This window comes from Marinobacter sp. LV10R520-4, assembly GCF_002563815.1.
GTDB lineage: Bacteria > Pseudomonadota > Gammaproteobacteria > Pseudomonadales > Oleiphilaceae > Marinobacter.
On sequence record NZ_PDJM01000001.1, the window covers coordinates 2,732,764 to 2,755,083 of the forward strand.

The 22,320-nt window shown below is 56.0% G+C and carries 27 protein-coding genes; 12 read left to right on the top strand and 15 right to left on the bottom strand.

Annotated features, from left to right (window positions below):
* Window positions 1–10 precede the first annotated feature (10 nt).
* A complete protein-coding gene (locus ATG98_RS13360; RefSeq protein WP_098421543.1) occupies window positions 11–352 on the top strand; it encodes a type II toxin-antitoxin system RelE/ParE family toxin in 342 nt (113 codons plus the stop codon).
* Window positions 349–627 (top strand): helix-turn-helix domain-containing protein, encoded by a 279-nt coding sequence (locus ATG98_RS13365; RefSeq protein WP_098423424.1) that lies wholly within the window; start codon window positions 349–351, stop codon window positions 625–627. Before ATG98_RS13360 ends, ATG98_RS13365 begins: the two co-directional genes overlap by 4 nt.
* Window positions 628–640: 13 nt before the next feature.
* Here ATG98_RS13365 and ATG98_RS13370 read toward each other — a convergent pair whose 3' ends face one another.
* Complete coding sequence (locus ATG98_RS13370; RefSeq protein WP_416376577.1) at window positions 641–1,363, bottom strand: hypothetical protein; 723 nt, start codon at window positions 1,361–1,363, stop codon at window positions 641–643.
* 48 nt (window positions 1,364–1,411) lie between these two features.
* Between ATG98_RS13370 and ATG98_RS13375 the strand changes: the two genes are divergently transcribed.
* Complete coding sequence (locus ATG98_RS13375; RefSeq protein WP_098423425.1) at window positions 1,412–1,678, top strand: hypothetical protein; 267 nt, start codon at window positions 1,412–1,414, stop codon at window positions 1,676–1,678.
* A 107-nt stretch (window positions 1,679–1,785) separates the two neighbouring features.
* Here ATG98_RS13375 and ATG98_RS22740 read toward each other — a convergent pair whose 3' ends face one another.
* The 10 genes from ATG98_RS22740 to ATG98_RS13415 form a co-directional block, all read right to left on the bottom strand.
* Complete coding sequence (locus tag ATG98_RS22740; protein WP_267283840.1) at window positions 1,786–1,911, bottom strand: hypothetical protein; 126 nt, start codon at window positions 1,909–1,911, stop codon at window positions 1,786–1,788.
* A complete protein-coding gene (locus ATG98_RS13380) occupies window positions 1,890–2,336 on the bottom strand; it encodes a PhnE/PtxC family ABC transporter permease (RefSeq protein ID WP_228706136.1) in 447 nt (148 codons plus the stop codon). The genes ATG98_RS22740 and ATG98_RS13380 overlap by 22 nt, the downstream gene beginning before the upstream one ends.
* A complete protein-coding gene (gene phnE / locus ATG98_RS13385; RefSeq protein WP_098421546.1) occupies window positions 2,333–3,139 on the bottom strand; it encodes a phosphonate ABC transporter, permease protein PhnE in 807 nt (268 codons plus the stop codon). Before phnE ends, ATG98_RS13380 begins: the two co-directional genes overlap by 4 nt.
* A complete protein-coding gene (locus tag ATG98_RS22030) occupies window positions 3,136–3,291 on the bottom strand; it encodes a hypothetical protein (RefSeq protein WP_218925863.1) in 156 nt (51 codons plus the stop codon). The genes phnE and ATG98_RS22030 overlap by 4 nt, the downstream gene beginning before the upstream one ends.
* A gap of 14 nt (window positions 3,292–3,305) precedes the next feature.
* On the bottom strand, window positions 3,306–3,554 hold the full coding sequence (locus ATG98_RS22035) for an ATP-binding cassette domain-containing protein (RefSeq protein WP_218925864.1): 249 nt from the start codon (window positions 3,552–3,554) through the stop codon (window positions 3,306–3,308).
* A gap of 156 nt (window positions 3,555–3,710) precedes the next feature.
* Window positions 3,711–4,520 (bottom strand): phosphate/phosphite/phosphonate ABC transporter substrate-binding protein, encoded by an 810-nt coding sequence (gene phnD, locus ATG98_RS13395; RefSeq protein ID WP_228706137.1) that lies wholly within the window; start codon window positions 4,518–4,520, stop codon window positions 3,711–3,713.
* A gap of 137 nt (window positions 4,521–4,657) precedes the next feature.
* Entirely contained in the window at window positions 4,658–5,071 is a 414-nt protein-coding gene (locus ATG98_RS13400) for a PIN domain-containing protein (protein ID WP_098423427.1), read from the bottom strand.
* Complete coding sequence (locus ATG98_RS13405) at window positions 5,068–5,301, bottom strand: AbrB/MazE/SpoVT family DNA-binding domain-containing protein (protein WP_098423428.1); 234 nt, start codon at window positions 5,299–5,301, stop codon at window positions 5,068–5,070. The genes ATG98_RS13400 and ATG98_RS13405 overlap by 4 nt, the downstream gene beginning before the upstream one ends.
* 64 nt (window positions 5,302–5,365) lie before the next feature.
* Window positions 5,366–5,704, bottom strand: coding sequence for a GAF domain-containing protein (locus ATG98_RS22445; protein WP_228706138.1), 339 nt, complete (start codon window positions 5,702–5,704; stop codon window positions 5,366–5,368).
* A 47-nt stretch (window positions 5,705–5,751) separates the two neighbouring features.
* Window positions 5,752–6,759 carry a hypothetical protein gene (locus ATG98_RS13415; protein WP_098421550.1) on the bottom strand — a complete coding sequence of 336 codons (1,008 nt, stop codon included), beginning with the start codon at window positions 6,757–6,759 and terminating at the stop codon, window positions 5,752–5,754.
* 182 nt (window positions 6,760–6,941) lie between these two features.
* On the opposite strand from ATG98_RS13415, the gene ATG98_RS13420 reads away from it, so the two are divergent.
* Window positions 6,942–8,705, top strand: coding sequence for an autotransporter assembly complex protein TamA (locus ATG98_RS13420; RefSeq protein WP_098423429.1), 1,764 nt, complete (start codon window positions 6,942–6,944; stop codon window positions 8,703–8,705).
* On the top strand, window positions 8,702–12,505 hold the full coding sequence (locus tag ATG98_RS13425) for a translocation/assembly module TamB domain-containing protein (RefSeq protein ID WP_098423430.1): 3,804 nt from the start codon (window positions 8,702–8,704) through the stop codon (window positions 12,503–12,505). The genes ATG98_RS13420 and ATG98_RS13425 overlap by 4 nt, the downstream gene beginning before the upstream one ends.
* 29 nt (window positions 12,506–12,534) lie before the next feature.
* Here ATG98_RS13425 and ATG98_RS13430 read toward each other — a convergent pair whose 3' ends face one another.
* Together ATG98_RS13430 and ATG98_RS13435 are read right to left on the bottom strand one after the other, a co-directional pair.
* Window positions 12,535–13,266, bottom strand: coding sequence for a gamma-glutamyl-gamma-aminobutyrate hydrolase family protein (locus ATG98_RS13430; protein WP_098423431.1), 732 nt, complete (start codon window positions 13,264–13,266; stop codon window positions 12,535–12,537).
* On the bottom strand, window positions 13,259–14,260 hold the full coding sequence (locus tag ATG98_RS13435) for an amidoligase family protein (protein ID WP_098423432.1): 1,002 nt from the start codon (window positions 14,258–14,260) through the stop codon (window positions 13,259–13,261). Before ATG98_RS13435 ends, ATG98_RS13430 begins: the two co-directional genes overlap by 8 nt.
* Window positions 14,261–14,462: 202 nt before the next feature.
* Here ATG98_RS13435 and lexA point away from each other — a divergent pair, with 202 nt between their 5' ends.
* Both lexA and ATG98_RS13445 read left to right on the top strand, forming a co-directional pair.
* On the top strand, window positions 14,463–15,071 hold the full coding sequence (gene lexA, locus ATG98_RS13440; RefSeq protein WP_007348730.1) for a transcriptional repressor LexA: 609 nt from the start codon (window positions 14,463–14,465) through the stop codon (window positions 15,069–15,071).
* Between the two features lie 42 nt (window positions 15,072–15,113).
* Window positions 15,114–15,578 carry a cell division inhibitor SulA gene (locus ATG98_RS13445; protein WP_098423433.1) on the top strand — a complete coding sequence of 155 codons (465 nt, stop codon included), beginning with the start codon at window positions 15,114–15,116 and terminating at the stop codon, window positions 15,576–15,578.
* Window positions 15,579–15,632: 54 nt separating this feature from the next.
* Here the strand turns inward: ATG98_RS13445 and ATG98_RS13450 are convergent, their stop codons facing one another.
* Window positions 15,633–15,905, bottom strand: a complete 273-nt coding sequence (locus ATG98_RS13450) for a hypothetical protein (RefSeq protein WP_098421556.1) — start codon at window positions 15,903–15,905, stop codon at window positions 15,633–15,635.
* A gap of 48 nt (window positions 15,906–15,953) precedes the next feature.
* On the bottom strand, window positions 15,954–16,430 hold the full coding sequence (locus tag ATG98_RS13455) for a DUF6586 family protein (protein WP_098421557.1): 477 nt from the start codon (window positions 16,428–16,430) through the stop codon (window positions 15,954–15,956).
* A 289-nt stretch (window positions 16,431–16,719) separates the two neighbouring features.
* Between ATG98_RS13455 and ATG98_RS13460 the strand changes: the two genes are divergently transcribed.
* From ATG98_RS13460 to fliE, 5 genes are all read left to right on the top strand, one after another.
* Entirely contained in the window at window positions 16,720–17,046 is a 327-nt protein-coding gene (locus ATG98_RS13460) for an SOS cell division inhibitor (RefSeq protein WP_098421558.1), read from the top strand.
* A gap of 154 nt (window positions 17,047–17,200) precedes the next feature.
* Window positions 17,201–18,652, top strand: a complete 1,452-nt coding sequence (locus ATG98_RS13465; RefSeq protein ID WP_098423434.1) for a sigma-54 dependent transcriptional regulator — start codon at window positions 17,201–17,203, stop codon at window positions 18,650–18,652.
* A gap of 267 nt (window positions 18,653–18,919) precedes the next feature.
* On the top strand, window positions 18,920–20,149 hold the full coding sequence (locus tag ATG98_RS13470; protein WP_098421560.1) for a sensor histidine kinase: 1,230 nt from the start codon (window positions 18,920–18,922) through the stop codon (window positions 20,147–20,149).
* Between the two features lie 70 nt (window positions 20,150–20,219).
* A complete protein-coding gene (locus tag ATG98_RS13475) occupies window positions 20,220–21,710 on the top strand; it encodes a sigma-54-dependent transcriptional regulator (protein WP_098421561.1) in 1,491 nt (496 codons plus the stop codon).
* A gap of 193 nt (window positions 21,711–21,903) precedes the next feature.
* Window positions 21,904–22,272, top strand: coding sequence for a flagellar hook-basal body complex protein FliE (gene fliE / locus ATG98_RS13480; RefSeq protein ID WP_098421562.1), 369 nt, complete (start codon window positions 21,904–21,906; stop codon window positions 22,270–22,272).
* Window positions 22,273–22,320 lie beyond the last annotated feature (48 nt).

Sequence of the window (22,320 nt, forward strand, 5' to 3'; positions counted from 1 at the left end):
GATTTAATTCATGAAACGAAACCATAAACCCATCGCGTTCTGCGGCAGCTCTCTCAGTGAACTGCGCACTTTTCCAGAAGATGCCCGGCGAGAAGCTGGCCACCAGCTGGATCAGGTTCAGCAAGGTCGCGAGCCGGACGATTGGAAGCCAATGGCAAGCATCGGCGCTGGCGTTCGTGAAATACGCATCCGTGAAGCCTCTGGAGCTTTCCGGGTGATCTATGTCGCGAAATTTGAAGACGCCATTTTCGTGTTGCACTGCTTCCAGAAGAAAACCCAGAAAACCAACCGCGCGGACGTTGTGCTGGCCACCCAACGACTGAAAGACTTGATAAAGGAGTTAGGCCCATGAGCCAACGTTTCGAAAGCGTCTGGGATGCCATTGAGGACACCCCAGCACAAGCCGAAAACATGAAGGTGCGTTCCGCCTTGATGATCGCTTTGAAGAAGCGCATTGAGGCTGAAGGCCTGTCGCAAGCGAGCGCGGCCAAACTGTTCGGTGTGACTCAGCCACGCATCTCCGATCTGCTACGCGGCAAGGTCACGCTGTTCAGCATCGATACGCTAATCAACATGCTGGCCACTGCCGGACTGCATGTAGAACTGCAAATCGCTCAAACGGCCTAAGCGTCAGTTGCAGTTAATGTGAGCCAGCGCAAATGGAACACAAACCGGCGCGTGTGAAGTGCACGTCGTGCGCAAACGCCCCGCCACAACGCCAACCCCTGCAGGAGCGGCGCTTGAGGCCAGGTCTTCCAGAATCTGGTGAACAATGCGACAGTTCGATGTTTTGCTGCAGGGCGTGGTCAATCCGGGCAGACAGCCAGTTAGTGATCATTTGCCGCCTTGGATACAGCACCTGCTGCTGAATTTGATTCACCAGCGGTGAACCCCGGCCGGCTTCGGACTGGATACCACCGATGACGTTCAGAACGATACGGTCTGACAGCTCTTCCATGAACGCTTCGTAATAGAAGTTGATGAACTGATAAGCCCGATACTGGGTAACATCGATGATGCCGTAGCGGTGCAACCGGTGCACAATCGAGATTAGCCGTAGCAGGCGTAAAATACGGAAGCCGCCAATCGGTATGCAGCCCACCAGGTCATACCAGTGAATGAAGGGGTAGAAGTACCAGCGGCCGTAGTCGTAGGTTTTTACCGCGTGGACCCAGCGCACAAAAAATTCCGTCAGAAAGACCGCTACAAACAGCAAGTCGTAAAAAATAAAGTTTTCGTGAATTGGCTGATAAGCCGCTTGCAGTGCCGGGAAGACTTCTTTCAGGGTATTTTGAATGGCGACAAAGTTGTAAATGGAATCCCAGATGATGAAGGCCATATTCACCATCAGCAGGCCCAACATCAGAAAATCCAGCAGAAACCAGATAAACTCGCGGCTGGATCTGAGTTTTTGACGGTTTATATTCTGGCTATGGCCGCCAGGCAGGAAGTTGGACTGTCTGGACCGTTACGGCTTACGCCCGCGCGCGAACACTTGGCGGTGGCCGTTCTAGTGCTGTTGCCACGAGCGCAGGCCATCGCAGACAAAATTCTGGCCCGGGCAGCCGCCATCGCCAAACCGGTGGTAGTAAACTTTCTGGGGCAGGGCAGCGCGGATGTGAATCCTGAGGGCGCTTTACCGCAAACAGCCTGTTCCGCGGGCCCGGCAAAGCAGTGAAGCCGGTGAGCGTCGCGCAGCCAGTTTGGGCAATGGCCTGAATTCTCAGCAGCGCCGCATTCACAGCAGGTACGTCCACTCAGGGCCGTCAAATAGCTGTGCCAGGCTCAGCGAATCGCATTCCGAACTTTCGAAGACACCCACTCAGACACCACCACGGTGCCCAGAATAACCACGAAGATCATTGTTACCCGAGGCCACGCCAGAGTGTTCAGTGCGGCCTGTAATTGCAAGCCAATACCACCAGCAACAGCGCCCAAATCAGGGAATTTATGGAGCGCGATGCAACAATCACCAATAACGCCAGCGGCCTTACAAAACGACGTGAGGGCGTGGTGTTGCGAGCCGCCAGAAAGGCGATAGGAACGGCAATGACAATGCCGATCAAGGTGCCAAGCGTTGCGATATTCAGGGTGTCCCAGAGCGGCCCCCAGAGAGAATTAATGTACGACCAGCTCGGCGGAAACATGCGCCCGCCCAGATCCCGAATCTGTTCCGGCGCATCCGCCAGAAAAAACCAGAGCGTGTTCTGGTTCATGATGCGCCAGGTCACAATAAAGGCCGCAATCGTGATTAGCCAGGCAAACCAGACCAGCCATGCGTGTTTGCGGGTGTTGCGTTTCCAGACGTTCAGTGCGGTTAAACGTTGAGTCATCATTGCACCCACTTACGAACGTAACCAGACAGATACTCCGTCGCCATCACAATCACGATGATGATGATCAGTACAGCGCCAGCCGAGTCGTATTCGTAGCGATCAATGGACGTGTTCAGAGTGGCGCCAATACCGCCTGCGCCGACGATGCCGATTACCGCCGATTCGCGAAAATTAATATCCAGCCGGTATAACGACAGACCAATCAGCCGGGGCATTACTTGTGGCATCACACCAACATGGATCAGCTGCAGCCAGCTGGCCCCCGTGGCTCGAATGGCCTCAGCCTGCCGTTCATCCATCTCTTCGATGTCTTCTGCCAGCAATTTGGCCATAAAGCCAATGGTGGCGAAGGTCAGGGTCAGGAATCCAGCCAGCGGACCAAAACCCACCATGGCTACAAACAGAATAGCGATGATGATTTCCTGCAAGCTGCGCGAAACAGCAACAAAACTGCGGCAAATCAGATAAATCGGGCCGTTGGAAATATTGCGTGCAGCACCCAGACCAACCGGTATGGCCAACAAAACGCCAGCGATGGTCGACGTTAGCGTCATAGTAAGGCTTTCTACCAGGCCGATAGATATATCACGCCAGCGGGTGGTGAAATCTGGTTGTAAAAAGCCCATGGCAAATCGGCCTCCCCGGTCTAGCCCCTCGTAGGCCCGCTGCCAGTTGACATCCAGCGAGCTGCTGGCGGCCAGCAGGTAAACCAGCGCAACCAGGTATAAGCCCCAGCGCCAACGTGGATCGGGAATCAGAACGGGCGGGCGTCGCCAGGTTCTGGGATATTGCTGTGTTGTCATTGGGCGCTCTCCAGGCGATTCGCGTCCAGTGCCGGGGACTCCGGATCTTCACCCTCTCGGCCGGGCTTACCCCGCAGGGCTGCCCAGTCTTCCTCGCCATAAATCCGTGTCAGAACATCGTCAGATAATTCAGAGGGTGCACCATCGAACACCACCTGTCCCTGATTCAGGCCGATGATTCGAGTAACGAACGCCTGCGCCAGAACGGAACGTATCCCAGGCGACCGGAGAGCACGTTTTCCATAACAGTCAAGCGTTCAACCAGGCGGTTAATACAGCGAAGGAGGCTTGACTTGCCCGCGCCTGAGGGGCCAATCAAGCCCACTACCTGGCCGGCTTCTACCGACAGGTTGATGTTGGTCAGCGCCTTGTCTCCAGTTTTGTAGACCTTGGTTAACTGTTCCAGTTTTAACACATTGCCACTCCTTACGCCCCGTCAAGATTGACTGTTGGCGATTGGCATCGACGCACCCAAACTGAGTGGTCAATAAACAAAAAAGCCCGGCAATTGCCGGGCAAAAGTCTGAGTTATGAATTGATTTTTAGTGGCCCATAGTGCGTAGAGTTAGCCTTATTGGCAGCTGTACTGCACGCCGTTGGCATCGTCGATCTGACGAATAACCGACCATTCTTTTTGAAAGGTAATAGGAACAAACTGCGCCTCACCCGATTTGGAAAATTCTTCTTCCAGCTTTGTTCCTGACCAGTCGAAGGAGAAAAAGGCATTCTGAACGGCTTCCTGCAGATCCGGATGCAGATCGTGGGCAAGACCGTAAGAAGTAGTCGGGAAGGTTTGTGATTTGTACAGCGTTTTGATCTGATCTTCAGAGACGATGTCGCGGCTGAGCATACGGCTCAGTACAGAGTTGGCAATGGCCGCTGCCGGGTAATCCTGATTTGCTACGCCCAGAATGGAGTTGTCGTGCTTGCCGGAAAAAACCGCCTCAAAATCGCGACCCGGCTCCATTCCGTATTCTGATTTCAAAATGGCGGAAGGCGCCTTAAAACCCGAGTTGGAGGTTTGAGAAGTAAAGGCCAGTTTCTGTCCGCGCAGGTCTTCAATGTCATTGAAGCCGGAATCCGGGTGGGTGATGATTTCCATTTCATAACCGAACGATCCATCAGCCGCGGCCATCATCGCAAACGGGCGATAACCAGAGCAGGCAACAGCCAGCGGGTTGGAGCCGGTGTTGAAGCCAGCAATGTGCAAACGGCCGGCACGCATAGCTTCGATTTGAGCGGCATTCGACTGAACAGGGAAAAACTGGACGCGCTTGCCAGTTTCAGCTTCCATGTGGGCCAGGAATTCGGACCAGACACCACCTTCACAGAACGAGCGGTTAACGGACTGGATCCGTCCATCGGCACCGGCAATAACCACGGCTTCAGACGTCTGGTCTAGAAACGTTTGGCTGGTAGCCGGTTGCAGCAGTGGCTGCTGGCTGAGCTGTTTGGTAAATGCACGGGCCAGATTCTCGGCGGCCTCGATTTGTATGTTTGTCTAGGGCGCCCTTTTGTTTATCGGAATGCGCCAGTCTCATTGATATATACCATCCCGACTGACTGAGCTTTCTTGTCAAAGGTCAATGTCGAACTGCATCCCCGGTTTTCGCTGATAACAGCAATAAGTGCGTCACTGAAATCCGCATTCCCACCTGAAAAGCGTTTAAGCGCGAGATAAACCAAGTCAGCTTCATCGACCACGAGTTGGCGTGTCATCAGAAGCCCGTTTACTATCGCCTCAATCGCACTTTGGGTCTGGTTGTAACAGGTCTCCAGCACCCAGACCACTTCGACCAATACAATCGACGATATGAAGCCGGGATTACGCGGTGTCAGTTGTTCTTCAATGACTTGATTGGCCAGTGCAGACTGGGCCGCATCGTCCTGAGTCAAGTAGCGCACCAGAACGTTGGTATCAAGGCCGATCATCGTCCCGCCTTTTGCCGAATTGCTGAATCCATTTCTTCAATGCTTACGACTCGTTTAGCTGCAACAATGCCTCGTAGTCGGCTAACGTCCTCAACCGCCGCGAGAACTTCCCATCGGCCTTCGGACACCTTCACAAACTCTACGCGATCACCAGGCCCTACCTTTAATTCAGCCCGCACGTTGGCCGGAATCGTTATTTGTCCTTTACTAGTTACCGTTGCTGTGGTCATTGCCTGCCTTTCCTTTTTTCATTCGCCTTACATAGCGTAAGGTATTACGGAAGCAAAAAAATAGCTACTGAAAATAGCGACTGGAAGACTCAAATTCAATGGCAAAGCGATCGACGGCCAGATCGTCTGGGTTAGTATTTGTAATGTTTTCAAAAGTCATACTATTTTTTCTATAGTTACCAACTTTATCAACAATATGATCCCACGTCAGCATGCCCCATAGCCTGCCATTCTGGATCAGTGAAATGGTCAGAGCAGCTGCTACACCCATATTGCCCAGATATGCCAAGTGCATCAGTGGCCGTGAACGGTAAGCCGAATAGGTCATATTCAGGGGCTGGTTGGTACTGATATCCGGGGCGCCATGCACGGGCACCGTGGCGCACTTTCTGTTAGCGGTCACCCAGGTCAGGTTTTGGCTGTTAAGCGCCCGGGCTTTGGCCTTCGTTATTACGGCAGGTTTTCGCGCCAGCGTTTGACCTTCACCTGGGTTTTCACGGCTTCCAGAATTTCCTGAATCATCTCGACCAGCGCCTGGTTGGCCTGGTGCTCCTTGCGCCCGGGTTCGACATTGGGTAACACGGCTGCCACCAGGTCATCAATAAAGGCGTGATTGGCGCTTGAGGCCAGGTCTTCCAGGATTTGATGAACAATGTTGGCGACAATATCCCCCACCGAGTCTTCCAAGGTGCGCGCGATGGTTCCACCCACCACCGGTAACAGCTTCAAACGTGACAGTTCGATGTTTTGCTGCAGGGCGTGGTCAACCCGGGTTTCCAGATAGTTGCGCAGGGCACCGCGGTTTGGCACGTAGCTTTCCGCGGCGGCCTTCGCAACCCGGGCAGACAGCCAGTTAGTGATCATTTGCCGCCTTGGATACAGCACCTGCTGCTGAATTTGATTCACCAGCGGTGAACCCCGGCCGGCTTCGGACTGGATACCACCGATGACGTTCAGAACGATACGGTCTGACAGCTCTTCCATGAACGCTTCGTAATAGAAGTTGATGAACTGATAAGCCCGATACTGGGTAACATCGATGATGCCGTAGCGGTGCAACCGGTGCACAATCGAGATTAGCCGTAGCAGGCGTAAAATACGGAAGCCGCCAATCGGTATGCAGCCCACCAGGTCGTACCAGTGAATGAAGGGGTAGAAGTACCAGCGGCCGTAGTCGTAGGTTTTTACCGCGTGAACCCAGCGGACAAAAAATTCCGTCAGAAAGACGGCTACAAACAGCAAGTCGTAAAAAATAAAGTTTTCGTGAATTGGCTGATAAGCCGCTTGCAGTGCCGGGAAGACTTCTTTCAGGGTATTTTGAATGGCGACAAAGTTGTAAATGGAATCCCAGATGATGAAGGCCATATTCACCATCAGTAGGCCCAGCATCAGAAAATCCAGCAGAAACCAGATAAACTCGCGGCTGGATTTGAGTTTTTGACGGTTTATATTCAACATAATGAAAGAGGTCCGGCTGGTAACGGGTGATCGTTCTAAAAAGAGTTGCCCGCCAAGGTTAGCGCATTTTGGGTGGCTGAACGACTTGTCAGCAGTGGGCAAGCTACACTGCGACATCTCATAAAATTTCAGGCGCGCCAGGTTACATAGATTCCTGGTGGCTTAAGAACAGAATTCACTCTATGGCACCACAAAAAATTTTGGCCTGTCTGCGGCGCACCGGGCTGGTAATGCTCGCACTGGTTGGCGTGTCAATGCCAGCCCTGGGCCAGCAGGTGAAGGTGCAGGTGCAGGGCGATTATCCGCAATTGCAGGATAACGCCGAAGCGTTTATCGGCGATGTGGAAGGGCGCAGTGTCAGTAATCTGCGGCGCTATGCCTCTACCGCGGTAAACCAGGCCAGCGAAGCACTGCGGGCACTGGGTTATTACAACCCGGATATCAGCTGGCAGCTGGAACAGGGCGATGCCGACGCTGACAAGCCGCCGCAACTTCTTTTAACCATCGTGCCCGGTGAACCGGTGCGGGTAAAAACGCGGCAGGTAGATATTAGCGGGCCAGGGGCAGAAGATGCCAAGTTTAGTGGCAACCTGCCGGCCAAGCCGTCGTTGGGGGACGTGCTCAACCATGGCGAATACAACGCTCTGCGTGACACTTTCCCTACCCGTGCCCGCCGCCGCGGTTATTTTGACGGCAAACTGACCACCCATGCACTGACCGTAAATCCGAAAACCCTCGAGGCCGACATTGCCCTGGCGTATGACAGCGGTGAGCGGTATCGCCTGGGCGAAGTGACCTTTGCCGAAGGCCATTGGTTCGAACTCGACCTGCTTGAGAACTTCGTTACCTTTGAGCCCGGCACGGCCTACCACGCCGATGAGATTGCCAAACTAAGCAGCGATCTGTCTGCAAGTGGCTATTTTGCCGGGGTTAATATTGACGCCGTCCCGGAGAGTGCGGAAGGCGGCGTCATTCCGGTGCAGGTTGCGCTCACCCGTCGCGAACGCCGCTCGGTGTCCGCCGGTGTTGGCTTTTCCACCGACGTGGGGCCGCGTTTTCGCGTTAACTGGCGCGAGCATTGGGTAAACCCGCAGGGCCATACCCGCGGCGCCGATACCGAGCTTGCGCAGCTTCGTCAGAGCATCAGCACCTGGTACGAAGTCCCCCTTGACCCACCAATGACTGATCGACTGCGCTTTAGTGGTGGTCTGCAGCGGGAAGACATCGAAGATGTGGAATCGGAGCTGGCCACCTTGGGCATGCAGTGGCAACACCGATTTGAAAACGACTGGCTCCAGATTTTATCGCTGCGCTGGGAGGGCGAGCGCTATACCATCGGTAATGATGACGAATCCGATACCAGTAGCCTGCTGTTGCCAGGCGCGGGGTATTCCCGGCTGGTTCAGGACTCGGCGCTGAATCCTTCGCAGGGCTACAACCTGCGCTTTGACATCAGCGGCGCCCACAGTGCCTTGCTGTCTACCGCCGACATCCTGCACGTTAAGGCTTCCGCCAAGGGCCTGACCACCCTGGCGTACAAGCATCGTTTTCTGGCGCGTTTCCAGATCGGCGGGCTAGGCACCAACAGCTTCACGGATGTGCCACCGTCATTACGGTTTTTTGCCGGTGGTGACCAGAGCGTGCGCGGCTACGGCTATGAAACCCTGTCACCATTAAATGCTAGTGGTGCCACCGAAGGCGGCCGCTACCTGATTGCTGGCAGTGCTGAGTACCAGTACGAGTTTGTAAACAATTGGCGTGCTGCGCTGTTTGTGGACCATGGTAATGCCGTTAATGATTTGCTTGATCCACTGGCCACCGGAGCCGGCGTTGGTGTGCGCTGGATAAGCCCGGTAGGGCCGCTGCGGCTGGATCTTGCCAAGGGCTTGAACCCGGAATTTGGCGGTGACTGGCGCATACACTTTTCCATGGGGCCGGAATTGTGAGTACCGAACAGAATCAAAAACAGCAGCTGCAGCCGCCGGCCACGTCCGCAGCCACGAAAAAACCGCGGCGCCGACGCTGGTGGTTCTGGGTGCTAGTTGTTACTGCCATCGTACTGCTGCTGCCGCTTTTACTTTTGACGTTTGCGCTGCTGGCGCTGCGCTCGGAAACCGGCACGGCCTGGGTTATTGAGCAGGTCCCCGGGCTGGAAGTGCAAGCCGGGCAGGGCTCGTTGCTGGGCCGCTGGCAGGCCACATCGTTAAGCTGGCGCGGTTACGGCGTTGATTTGCAATTGCAGGCGCCGGATTTGCAGTGGTCGCCCCGGTGTTTGCTGCAAAAGCGGCTGTGTGTGGACCATCTACGGGCGCAAACCATAGAGCTGAACTTGCAGCCGTCTGCCGACGAAGACGATAGCCCCAGATTGGACATCCAGCTGCCCGATATCGGTCTGCCGTTGGGCATTCGCGCAGACCAGATTCGCCTGGGAGAGTTTTTTGTTAACGACAACAAGATCTGGGACACGGTCGAACTGGATGCTGGCGGCGCCGGTGAAAGCTGGCTGATAGACCGGGCGTTTTATCAGCGTGACGACGTTCAGGTAACCGTATCCGGGCGGATTCAAACCCGCGGCGACTGGCCGGTTGACCTGGATGTCAGTGCCGTATTGCCGCCGCCCTCGGGGGATCGCTGGAAAATAGATCTGACTTTGGCGGGCAGCGTGCGCGACCTGCGCGTTAGCGGCAGCAGTCAGGGCTACCTCGACGCAATTCTGGAAGGCAGTGTCGAGCCACTGCAGGCAGACCTGCCTGCTAGCCTGAACATTCGTTCCGATACTTTTTTGGCAGCTCCGTCTTTACCACCAACGCTCAGGCTGAACAGCCTGAAACTGGCGTTGCAGGGTTCTTTAGCCGACGGTTTCGAAACCAGCGCCCAGGCTACTTTGCCCGGCACCACTGGCCCGGTTGAACTTAACCTGGCCGGGAAAGTGACCACCCAGGGCGCCGACAATATTGAGCTGACATTGGCTGCAGACAACGCCGGGCGAGACGGAACCTTGGCGCTGACCGGCAGCGCAGCCTGGCTGCCCGAGCTGGCCGCCGATGCCAATCTGACCATGAACGCCTTTCCCTGGTACACCTTGCTGCCCGATATGCAGGAACCTCCGGTCAACATTGATACCTTGCAGCTGCGGGCAAACTGGCAAGACCAACGCTATACCGCCACGCTGGCGGCTACTGCCGGAGGCCCTGCCGGTGAGGCCAGTCTGGAGTCAGAGCTTGAGGGCGATCTGCAGCAACTGAATATTTCCCGCTTACAGGTGCAAACCGGCGCTGGCACCTTAACGGGTAATGCCAACGTTGGCCTGGCACAGCCGCTGTCGTGGCAGGCTTCGCTGGAGATGCAGAAATTCAACCCGGGTTATTGGGTGCCGCAATTGCAGGCCAGTCTGGATGGCAGCATCCGTTCCAGTGGCCAGTGGCCAGAATCGGCTAGCATGCCAGAGATGTCGGCAGAGGTAGATCTTGCCGGCCTGTGGCGTGGGCAAACCACCCGTATAAAGGTTAAAGCCAGTGCCGCAGACGGGCTCTGGCAGGTGCCTGAATTAAATGCCGCTATTGGCGATAACACCTTGGCCGGCAAAGGGCAGTGGGGCAAAGAATCACAAGCCCAGCTGGACCTGAATTTGCCTAAGCCGGAAGCGATTCTGGAAAGTCTGCGCGGGCAGGCCAACGCCCGTTTAACGGTAAAAGGCACGGTGCAGCAGCCCCAGGCGGATATCCGTATTTCAGCAACGGCTTTGGCCTGGGACGACCAGCTGCAACTGGCGGATATAGAACTCAGCGCCAGCCTGGATGCGGCGGGCGCAATCCGCAGTCGGTTGCAAGCACAGGGCATTGAAGCCGGTGGTCAGACCGTTGAGCAGCTGGACGCAACGCTGGATGGCACGCGCCAGAATCATGAGCTGGTGCTGGAGATGATTCACCGTGAGGTTGAAGTTCGCCTGGCGCTGGCGGGTGCGGCGGGTGAGCAGTGGCAACAATGGCAAGGCGAGCTCAGCCGCGGTGAAGTGCTGGTGCCGGGGCAGGACCAACGCTGGCAGCTGCGCCAGCCCGCGGCTCTGTTCTTCAAGGCCGCGACAGGCGGCGCCGAGCCGCAACTGACCTTTGCCGAACATTGCTGGCAGTGGCAGCAAAGCGCCTTGTGCGCCGGTGACCAGACCCTGCTGCCGGCAGCAGACATTGAATACCGCATCATCAACTTGCCGGCGCAGGCGCTGGCGCCATTATTGCCGGAAAATCTGCGCTGGCAGGCCAATATCAATGGCAGTATCGATTTTTCCATGGGCGCCGAAGGTCCCAGCGGCGCGATAGAGCTGGATGCCGGTGCGGGTGACTTCGAAATTCTGCTGGATGGCGACTGGGAAACCTTGCGCCACAGCGCATTGTCTACCCGCTTGACGTTGCAGCCGTCTGAGGCTCAGTTAACGTTGACGTTGGTTGGGCCAAAACTGGGATCGCTAAAAGCAGACCTGAGTATTGACCCGGCGGCTTCTGAGCGCACCCTCAACGGCGACTTCCAGCTCAGCGGCATGAACATTGCGCTGCTGGGCATTTTCACCGGTCTGGAAGAGGTAGCCGGCCAGATCAACGGTCGGGGTGAGCTGTCTGGCCCGCTCATGCGGCCCGCGGTGAATGGCGAATTAACTCTGTCTGATGGCCGGGTGGTTGACCCACGCCTGCCCCTGGCCATGGAGCAAATCAACGTCACCGTTGAGATGCTGGGCTACAACGCCAATATTAACGGTTTGATTCGAGCCAATGAGCGCAGCGAACTGGCGCTCCAGGGCGAACTTGACTGGCAAAGCGACCTGCCCAGCGGCAGCGTGTCTTTGCGCGGCGAGCGCCTGCCCATCAACATTGAGCCTTACGCCGAGCTGGAAGTAGCGCCGGACTTGACCATCGCCTTTTCCGGCGGCGAATTGCAGGTCAATGGCCGTGTTGACGTACCCCGTGGCGCTATTGAAATTCGCGGGCTGCCGCCGCGGGCAGTATCGGTGTCTGATGACGAAGTGATTGTGGGGGTGGAAAGGCCCGAACCGGTGATTCGTTCATTAATAGTAGATGTGGTGGTGAACGTAGGCAGCCCCGATGACAAGGTCACGTTTGCGGCGTTCGGCGCGACAGGCGACCTTAGCGGTACCCTGCGCATTGGCAACAATATGGATACCCGCGGCAGCTTGCAGCTTAACAATGGCCGCTTTGAGGCTTATGGCCAGGATCTGACCCTGCGCAAAGCCAGGCTGCTGTTTGTCGGCAACCTGAGCCAGCCTTATCTGGAACTGGAAGCGACGCGCACGGTGGGGTCGGTCGTCGCAGGGCTGCGGTTGACGGGCCCTGTACAGTCGCCTGAGACCGAGGTGTTTTCCAGCCCGGAGATGCCACAAACCGATGCGCTGTCGTACCTGATTCTGGGCCGCGCTCCGCAAAGCCGCCAGGACGACGGCCAAATGAGCCGGGCAGCGCTGTCATTGGGTTTGAACCAGGCTAATAAGATTACCGGCGCGCTGGGCGCAGAGTTTGGCATTCGTGATTTGACCCTTGAAGCCGAGGGCAGCGGCGACCAGACTGCGGTGGTGGCCAGCGGTTATCTGACTGACGAACTCAGCATTCGTTACGGCGTGGGCATTTTTGAGCCGGTGACCACGGTGGCGTTGCGGTATGATTTGGGGCGCTATTTCTATCTTGAAGCCGCCAGTGGTCTGGCGGCTTCGCTGGACATTTTCTATACCCGGGATTTTTAAAAAACGGTTAAAAAACCGTTAACGCACGGCTAAGGCGCGGCGCTCAGTCTGGCTATTTTCAGGCGACAGGCTTCGTCTACAAAATGGCGGAATATACGGCGGTGGCCGTTGTGGTAAAGCAGATACTCTGGGTGCCATTGCACCCCCATTAGCCACTGGCCACGGGTATTTTCGATGGCCTGCACGAACAGATCGTTATCCACCGCCACTACGCGCAGGTCTTGCCCCAATTTTTTAATAGCCTGGCTGTGAATACGGTTTGCGCCGATAACCGGCGCCTGCATGATCTGGCTCAGGCGGGTGTTGTCCACTACCTTCACGGTTTGCAGGGGCAACAGCAGCGGGCGATGGCGGGTGTTCTGCCGCAGTGGGGTCACGTTCTGGCACAGCGAGCCGCCGCGATACACATTAATCAACTGTGCGCCGCGGCATATTCCCAGCACCGGCAGGTTCAGGGCTTCCGCTTCTGCCAGCAGGCGCTGATCGGTTTCATCACGGCGTTTATCGTAATTTGCCGTTACCATGGGCTGCTGGCCGTACAATTCCGGTTGCACGTGAGTGCCTCCGGAAAGCACCAGGCCGTCAAGCATGCTAACGTTCACCCGCGTACCGGGGCGTATGTAATGGGTGTGCGCTCCCTGCAGGCGCAGCGCCAGCATGATCAGCCGCTGGGCCGGTCCGCGCCGGCGCGGACCACTGATACCAATGGTCAGCCCGGGCGGAGACTCTTCTTCCATCCGTTCAGATATCGATTCAGACATAGCCTTTGTGTTCAAGCCAGTGGTGAATGGTTTCCGGTTTGCTGTGGGTCAGATTGTGCAGGCTGATGGTGCCGGAGTCGCGAAACTGGGCCCGCAGCTGCGCCAGGTCGTCGTTGTTATTGGCAATGTCGTCCAGTATTACCCAGTCATTCCATACCGAAGAAAAATTCCACTGCGGGTTGTCGATGTCGCAGTCCGGTAGCCGGTAATGCAGGGTGGGCCGTTTTTTGATACGTGGGTCCTGCACATGGCGGGCCAGCAAGGGCGCATCCAGATGGGCAAACAGCGGCAGCAGATCCAGTGCCCGGTTTCGGGTGGGGTTGTGCTGCAGGTAGTCTTCCATCAACTGCTCCAACGATGGCGCGTAGTCATCTTGCATCAGCAGTTCTGTGTAGCGAGGCGCCCAGGGCTCTATGTAGGGTGTAAAACGCCGGCTGACATCCAGTTGATGGCGCTTTTTTAGCCACTCGTACAAGCCGGCAAACGCCTGTAAATAGCGCGTAATGGTGGACGCCTGTAAATCTGGCAGTTCCGGGTTCAGTTGCAGCCCGAAGGCATAATAAATGGACTCGCGGCTGCCCAGAGCGCCAAGGTTACGCAGTTCTTTAACCAGCCGCTCAACCTCTTCCACCTGGGAAAAACCGATAGGCGGCCCAACAATTTCCAGCGGAACAATACGCTCGGCCGCGGCGTCAATCACGTCCATAGCCTGGCCACCCAGCTCGCGCAGGCTTTCTGGAACGTCGGCCCCGGTCAGGTCCAGATCTTTAATGGGGTCAGAATCCAGCTCAATCACAAACTCACCCAGTGGCGTGTCTACTGCAGTTACGTAGCGCGACCGCGGTTGCGGCGCGCCGTCCAGCAGGTTGGCGACCTCGCTCACCAGCGCTTCGTAGCTTAAACCCGAAAGCTCGATTTCAACACCAACCCGGCGCTCTGCTCCGCTGGCAGTGTGGGTTACAGAGGGGATTTTGCAGAAGTTCTTTTGCGTCATTATTACACCCTTGGATCAGTCTTCAGCGCTTCAAGTGCGGCCCGTAACGGTAGAATTATCATAGCATATTAGGTATCTGACGCTGGTAACAGCGCAAGCGGGGGAAATGCTGCAAACAGGGTTTACACTGGATAAAACACTGTATATAGTCAAACCACTGTATAAACAAACAGGGTATGTTATGACACAGCGGATCCCGAATATGAAGCTTACCGCCAGGCAGTCCCAAGTGCTGGATATCGTTCGCCGCTACCTGGATGAAACCGGGTATCCGCCCACCCGTGCCGAAATTGCAGCTGAGCTGGGTTTCCGCTCCGCCAATGCGGCAGAAGAGCATTTGCGGGCATTGGCGCGCAAAGGCGCTATTGAAATGGTGCCCGGCGCCAGCCGCGGTATTCGCCTGCCAGAAAGCGAGCAAGACCTTGGCTTGCCGGTAATTGGCCAAGTGGCAGCCGGTAGCCCGATTCTGGCTCAGGAGCACGTGGAAGACCACTGCACTTTAAAGCCCGGCTTTTTTTCGCCGGCGGCGGATTATCTGCTTCGAGTGCGTGGTATGAGCATGAAGAATATCGGCATTCTAGACGGTGACTTGCTGGCAGTACACAGCACTCAGGACGTTCACAACGGCCAGATTGTGGTGGCCAGGGTAGGTGATGAAGTGACGGTGAAGCGCTTTCGTAAAGAAGGTAATAAAGTGTATCTGGTGGCGGAAAACGACGACTTCGCGCCGATTGAAGTGGATCTGACCGAGCAGGATCTGTTCATTGAAGGGTTGGGCGTTGGCGTTATCCGCCGCTCAGACCTGCACTGATCCGTAGCGACAGAAAACCGACACAAAGAAGGGCGGGGAATCATGGAACAACTGAGCTTTAACGGCAATCTTGCATACCAGCAACAGATCGCAGCGCGAGTGGCAGAGCAGGCGCAGCCTGTGCGAGTTCAGCCACGGCCAGCCCCGGTGTCTGCTGGTAACGTCACCGAAATCATATTGCCCCAGGGCCAGGTGGAAAATTTTCAGCTGTTACTGCCAATGCTGACCCAGCTGAACCAGGAAAAGCGCTGGCTGGCATGGATAGACCCACCTCAGGAGCTGGTCAGCAAATGGCAAAAAATGCACGGTATTGTTGCCGGTGAGCTGCTGGTTTTGCGTTCCAGTGCCGAGCATCCGGCGCGCCAGTTGGCGGAGCGGGCGCTGAGGGTCGGCACATGTCACGCGGTGGTGCTGTGGACCGAAAAGCTGAACAAAGCGTGTTTTGAGGCACTTCAGGCGGCATCCGCCGCGGGTAACAGTCACGGCGTCGTTTTGCGTCAGCGTTAGTAAAGAGATTTGCGCCAGCGTTAGTAAAGAGCCTTGCGCTAGCGCTAATAGAGTTTAATGCAGCGTCGGGCTGTGGGGCGCATCAAACCACTCGACGTCGCTGTCGTTGTCGCTGCTATCCCAGTCTAGGTCCTGGGCGTTATCGCCCGCGGCGTCAATGCCTGCCGCAATCATGGCTTTGGCAACTTGCATCTGGCGGTCATCCATCATGTCTTTGGCTTCTTCGGAAAAACTGATGCGCACCAATGGCGCGCCGTCGTCGTCAACGCGGCGCAACGCGTAATCGCCATTGCTGAGTTGAATAATTTCAAAAAACGATGGTGACATGTTCCGAACCTTTATGTTCGCCAACGGGAAAGCGTGTGCGGGGATTTTTTACCACTCGCTGTGTCTTGCTTCCACATCGGCTGAAAATTGCTTAAATGCGCTTAGGCTGGCTTGAACCGATGCCAGCGAACGGTCTGCGCCTACGGCCGCAGTGATGGCAATAATGTTGTCGTTGCTGACGGTTTTTTTTGCCGCAGGTGGCCGGTTCTGCGCGTCTCCAAGTTGCTCCAGTTGGTTCCACCAACTGTCAGCGCTGGCTTGCAATGCCAGCAGTTGCTGAACTTCCGGCGCATCGGCTCCGATCAGCTCGCCCAGTTGGTCAATGCTTTGGGGTTGCCCTTTGCGTTGCTGATAGCACACTGCCAGGGTATACAGCAGCAGCCTTCGCGATCGCAGCATCAGTTCAATGGCCCCTTGTTTGCAGGCTTCCTGCTGTAAGGGCTGATTGCTGTTAACGGCAAGCCGTAACAATGTCTGCGCCAGTGCCAGTTTACCGGCAAGATGGGAATGCCACGCTGTTGCCATATACCCTCGCGACTGTTGTTGCTGCTATTAATGCTAGTGTGATTGGCGCTGTGAGATTCATGGACACCGGAATCCACTGAAACCTGAAATTAGCCCAACATCATAACAGCTTCAAAGCCGCGGTGCCCGCTGTCTACTTCCGTTTTGAGAAGTTTGCCGGAACCAGGCCGTGTCGATCTACCTCGGCTGCCGTACGTCGTGCTGTGCGCCGCTAAGGTGTAACATGGGTAAATGTAAGTGCATCGGTATTCGCACCCGGTTGCAGATCACTGAACAGGAGCAATGAAAAATGGCCGCAGACCACCCTGCAATGGCACATCTGGAGCAGCTGCTCGAGCACATGCAGCAGGCTTTGAAAGACCAGGACTGGGAGCTGATTAGCCGCCTGAACCCAGAGATAAAGCCCGCTATCGAACCCTTGCTTGAAGCGCTGGAACAGGGGCAACTGCCAGCTGAAACAGTGCGTGATCAACTACAGCGGGTGCAGGAGTTCGTCGACGCCGCTGACAGCTCTGCCCACCAGGCCAAGGCCGCAGCGCAGCTCGAATTGAAAGAAGTCAACCGCAACAGCAGCGCAGCTAAAGCCTACCATAAGGTGTCCTCGTCCCGGCCCTGAGCCAGACGCGGCACTGGCCCGGCGGTCGAATTGCGTAAAGCGCCAGATCGTCGGCGCGTGTGAACGAGATTTTGTAGGGTTTGGCGTCATAAAATTGACTCCGAGCCGGTTAAGGTCTTAAATATCGCACAAATTCTACAAGAGACTGCCTGGAATGTTGAAGCCCAACACAGTGCTGGTGTTCAGTGAAGTTGCTGAGCGCTGCCGCGATATTACGACCATCCTCGAGTTTCTTGGCGAAGAGAGCTGGTTGGCTGGTAGCAAGGCCTGCGATGTGTTGTCAGGTGCCAGCGAAGCAGACGCGCAGGCGGTCTCGGTGGTCATCGTGCAAGGCGACGATGCCAACGCCGAAGCCACGATCAAGGCCTTGTGCAAATGGTCTCCCTGCATCCCCGTTCTGTGCATTGGCGACCCTGATTTTTCCAGTCTGAATGACGAACAGCGCGGGCGAATCATTGCGCGCCTGGAGTGGCCATTTGGCTACACCAAATTTATTGATTCGCTGTACCGTGCCCAAGTGTTCCACGATCATTACAACCGGGCCCGCGAGCGCGGCCAGATTCGCGGCGTGCAGCTGTTCCGCTCATTGGTGGGTACCAGTCGCAAAGTTCAGCAGGTACGCCAGCTGATGGAACAGGTAGCAGACAAAGAAGTCAGTGTGTTGGTGACGGGCGAATCCGGTACCGGCAAAGAAGTGGTCGCACGCAATCTGCATTACCATTCCAGCCGCCGTGATAAACCCTTTGTGCCGGTAAACTGCGGTGCCATTCCTGCGGAACTGCTGGAGAGCGAGCTGTTTGGTCATGAAAAAGGCGCGTTCACCGGCGCGATAACCGCTCGTGTGGGCCGTTTTGAGTTGGCCGAGGGTGGCACCCTGTTTCTGGACGAAATAGGCGACATGCCGTTGAATATGCAGGTAAAGATTCTGCGGGTGTTGCAAGAGCGTACGTTCGAGCGGGTCGGGAGCAACCACACTAAATTTGCCAATGTGCGTATCATCGCCGCTACCCACAAACACCTGGAAGACATGATTCAATGTGGCACCTTCCGCGAAGATCTGTATTACCGACTGAATGTGTTTCCCATTGAGATGCCAGCGCTACGTGAGCGGGTTGAAGATATTCCGCTGCTGATCAACGAACTGGTGGCGCGCATGGAAAAAGAGAAACGCGGATCGCTGCGCCTGAACTCCGCCGCCATTATGAATTTGTGTCGTCATGACTGGCCCGGCAACGTGCGTGAGTTGGCGAACCTGGTAGAACGCCTGGCCATCATGAATCCGTTTGGGGTGATTGGTGTGCAGGAACTGCCGAAAAAATTTCGCTATGTTGACGATTACGATGAAGATCACGTCGATTTTGAGGAGCCTGGCCTGCCATCTCGCGCATCTGGCCTGGTTGGGTTTGATTCGCCTGCGCTATTACCGGTAAACGGGCTTGATTTGAAAGACTATTTGGGTAATCTGGAGCGTGAACTGATTCAACAGGCGCTCGATGAAGCCGGCGGCGTAGTGGCCCGGGCTGCGGAAAAATTGCGTATTCGCCGTACCACTCTGGTGGAAAAAGTCCGCAAGTACGGTCTTCGTGAAGAGGCGGGCGAAGTCTGAGGGCAGCGTACCCCAGAGGCTCGGGCAGCCGGCTGAAAACACCGGATCAGCAATCTTGAAATGGCGTCAACGGTTTGTAACCGCTGGCGCTTTTGTCGTTTTAAAGTGACGGAAACCCGTCATCTGCCTTTTTTTAAAAATCCTTTCCTATTGAAAAACATAAGAAATATTGAGTTGGCACGAAGCTAGCTTGTTAGCCCATAACGAATCACCAGTGAACGGTTTGCGCAGCGGCAACACCGATCACCCTGGGTAAGGGAAAGGGTTATGAATCACGCACAATTTGCAATCGGGCAGACCAGCGCACGGGCTAACGCCGCCGCCGATGTGAATGGCAAGGTAACGGCGCTGTTCCCGCAGCAAAGTGATGACGCGGTAGATTCCGCTTTAGACATGTTCAACCGCATGTCGCGCCAGATTACCGATTCTTACCGCACTCTGGAGTCTCGTGTTAACCAGCTTTCCGGCGAGTTATCGGAAGAGAGTCTGCAGCGCCAGCAAGAGCTGGAGAAAAAAGAACAGCTGGCAGATCAGCTCACTACGCTGTTAAAAGCCTTGCCAGCCGGCGTGGTGGTGCTGGACAGCCAGGGTGTGGTCACCCAAACCAATCCTGCGGCCATTGGCCTTTTAGGAGAACCGCTGGATGGTGAACACTGGATTGACGTGATTCAGCGCTGCTTTGCGCCACGCCAGGACGACGGTCACGAAATTTCCCTGAAAGACGGTCGTCGGGTCAGTATTGAAATTCGCACCATGGAAAACCAGCCCGGCCAGCTAATTTTGCTGACGGATATGACCGAAACCCGACAGTTACAGTCGCAGCTCGCCCATGCCCAGCGCTTGTCCGCCATGGGCAAAATGGTGGCTTCATTGGCGCATCAGATTCGCACGCCCCTGTCGGCGGCGATTCTGTACGGCGGTCACCTGACCGAACCCAATCTGGATGAAGAAATGCGCCAGCGCTGCGCTAATCGACTCATGTCGCGTCTGTCGCATCTGGAACAACAGGTGCGCGACATGCTGATTTTTGCCCGCGGTGAAACCCGCCTTGCGGAAGAGCTGTCGGTAACCACTTTGGCGGGCGCACTGAAGTCTGCGGTAGACGCCATAGCCGAGCGCAGTGGTGCTCAGCTAACGCTGGATGCACTGGGTGCTGAGGGCCAGCTGTTGTGTAACCGTGACGCCCTGGTGGGTGCCTGTACCAATTTGGTTAACAACAGCATTGAAGCTGGAGCAACCAGCGTGCGCCTGAACCTTCGTGGGTGTGACCATGAGCTGGCCATCGAAGTGAGCGACAACGGCCCAGGTTTTGACCCGGCAATGGCTCCGCGATTGCAAGAAGCCTTTTACACTACAAAATCCCACGGCACCGGCCTTGGCCTGGCGGTCGTACAAGCGGTAGTTAACGCACACCAAGGCCGCTTTGCGATGACCTCAAACGGCCAGGGCGGGGCTCAGGCCAGGATTCACCTGCCATTGTTGAGCCGCTCTAACTAACAGCAGCACTTGATTAACTCTGGCGGGCCATACCGGCACGCACTATCGAATACGCAGTGGAGAACAGCACATGACCAAGCCCCGGATTCTGATTGTTGAGGACGACCGTGACCTGCGTGACGCCTTGGTGACAACCCTGGAGCTGGCCAAGTTCCGCGTTTATGAGGCGGCAGACGGTCACGAAGCCCTGCGGCAGCTGTCCCAGGTGCCGGTCGATATGGTGGTTAGCGACGTTAATATGCCGGGGATGTCTGGCCATGAATTGCTGGCTGAAGTGCAGCGCCTGTACCCGGGCCTACCGATGATGCTGATGACCGCTTACGGCCAGATCAGTCACGCGGTGTCGGCTATGCAGGCCGGCGCCATTGATTACCTGGTAAAACCTTTTGAAGGCCATACCCTGGTCGATGCGGTCAGCAAAATTACCGGCGGCAAACGCCAGGCCGGCAGCGATCAACCGGTGGCGGAAGACCCCATCAGCAAGCGCATGTTCCAGCTGGCAGCCAAGGTCGCGAACAGCGACTCAACGGTGATGATTTCAGGTGAGAGCGGCACCGGTAAAGAAGTGCTTGCGCGTTATATTCACCAGCACTCCCCCCGCGCCAACAAGCCGTTTATTGCCATCAACTGCGCGGCCATTCCCGAAAATATGCTCGAAGCCATGCTCTTTGGCCATGAAAAAGGTGCCTTCACCGGGGCCATCGCGTCATCACCAGGCAAGTTCGAACAAGCCAACGGCGGTACGATTTTGCTGGATGAAGTGTCGGAAATGGACCCGGGTCTGCAATCCAAACTGCTGCGAGTGCTGCAGGAGCGGGAAGTAGAGCGGGTAGGCGGGCGCAAAACCATTGCTCTGGATGTGCGGGTGATTGCCACCACCAACCGGGATCTGGCCGAGCACGTGCGCGATAGCCGTTTTCGTGAAGACCTTTACTATCGCCTGACGGTGTTCCCCATGCATTGGCAACCGCTGCGCGAGCGGCCGCTAGACATTCTTCCTCTGGCTAACGCGGTGTTGAAAAATCACAGCCGTAAATTGAAACTCAATGGCGTTAGTTTTGCCGCTGATGCCCGCGAGGCAATGCTGGCTCACCCCTGGCCGGGCAATGTACGCGAATTGGATAACGCCATACAAAGAGCGCTGGTGTTGCACCAGAGCAATGTGATTCATGTTGACGACCTGTGCCTGGACCTGGGCATCAGCGGCCGCGCGGTGGCATCCGTTGCCCCGATAGCGCCGGTGGTATCAGCGGCTGCAAAAATGGAGGCAGAATCAATCGCCTCTGATTCGCACGCGGTTGAGCGGGTTTCGCAGCCGGCAGTGCCCGGCGCAGTTGACACAGCGGGAGCCATGGCAAGCCAGCACGGTTCCCTGGGCACGCTTGAAGGCGATCTGCGCCAGCAGGAATTCCGCCTTATTATCCAGACCCTGCGCCAGGAGCGTGGTCGCCGTAACCGCGCCGCCGAGCAGTTGGGTATCAGCCCCCGCACCTTGCGCTACAAGCTGGCGCAGATCCGTGAGGCCGGTATTGATCTGAACGCAGAAATGGCTTTGGCCTGATTAACGGGCCGCCGGTTTCCGTCAAAACTTCGACGCTTATTCGTTACAACCTTTTGAAGTTAAGGTTTTAGCGCGTTAAGGGAAAGTTATCTACCTGATTAAAAACACTTTAAAAAAGTTGGTCTGGGCTTTGCTATATCTTAGGTAACGAGACAGATAACCCAATTCCATCTGGGTAGCCCGGGAGAAAGTTATGGTTCAGCGCGCCGATATCAACAGTGTTCTTGCCGACATCCGCAACCTGCGTTCGCAAATGACGCAGAACCAGCAGGTAGAGCAGAATCAATCTGTGCGCGGCCGTATTGATGGCCCGCGCCAAGTAGGCGAAACCAACGGAACGGCAAGTTTTAGCTCTATGCTGGGGCAGGCTGTGGGCAATGTGGCGGATGCGCAGAAAACCGCGGGTGATCTGCGCACAGCCTACGACATGGGCGAGCCCAACGTGGATATTACCCGGGTAATGATTGCCGCGCAGAAATCATCGGTGTCGTTTGAGGCGCTGACCCAGGTCCGTAACCGGGTTGTTAAAGCTTACGAAGACATCATGAACATGCCGGTATAACCGGCGCGTCTTACTTAAGAGCGTTTCAGAACGTTTCAGAATTTTGTT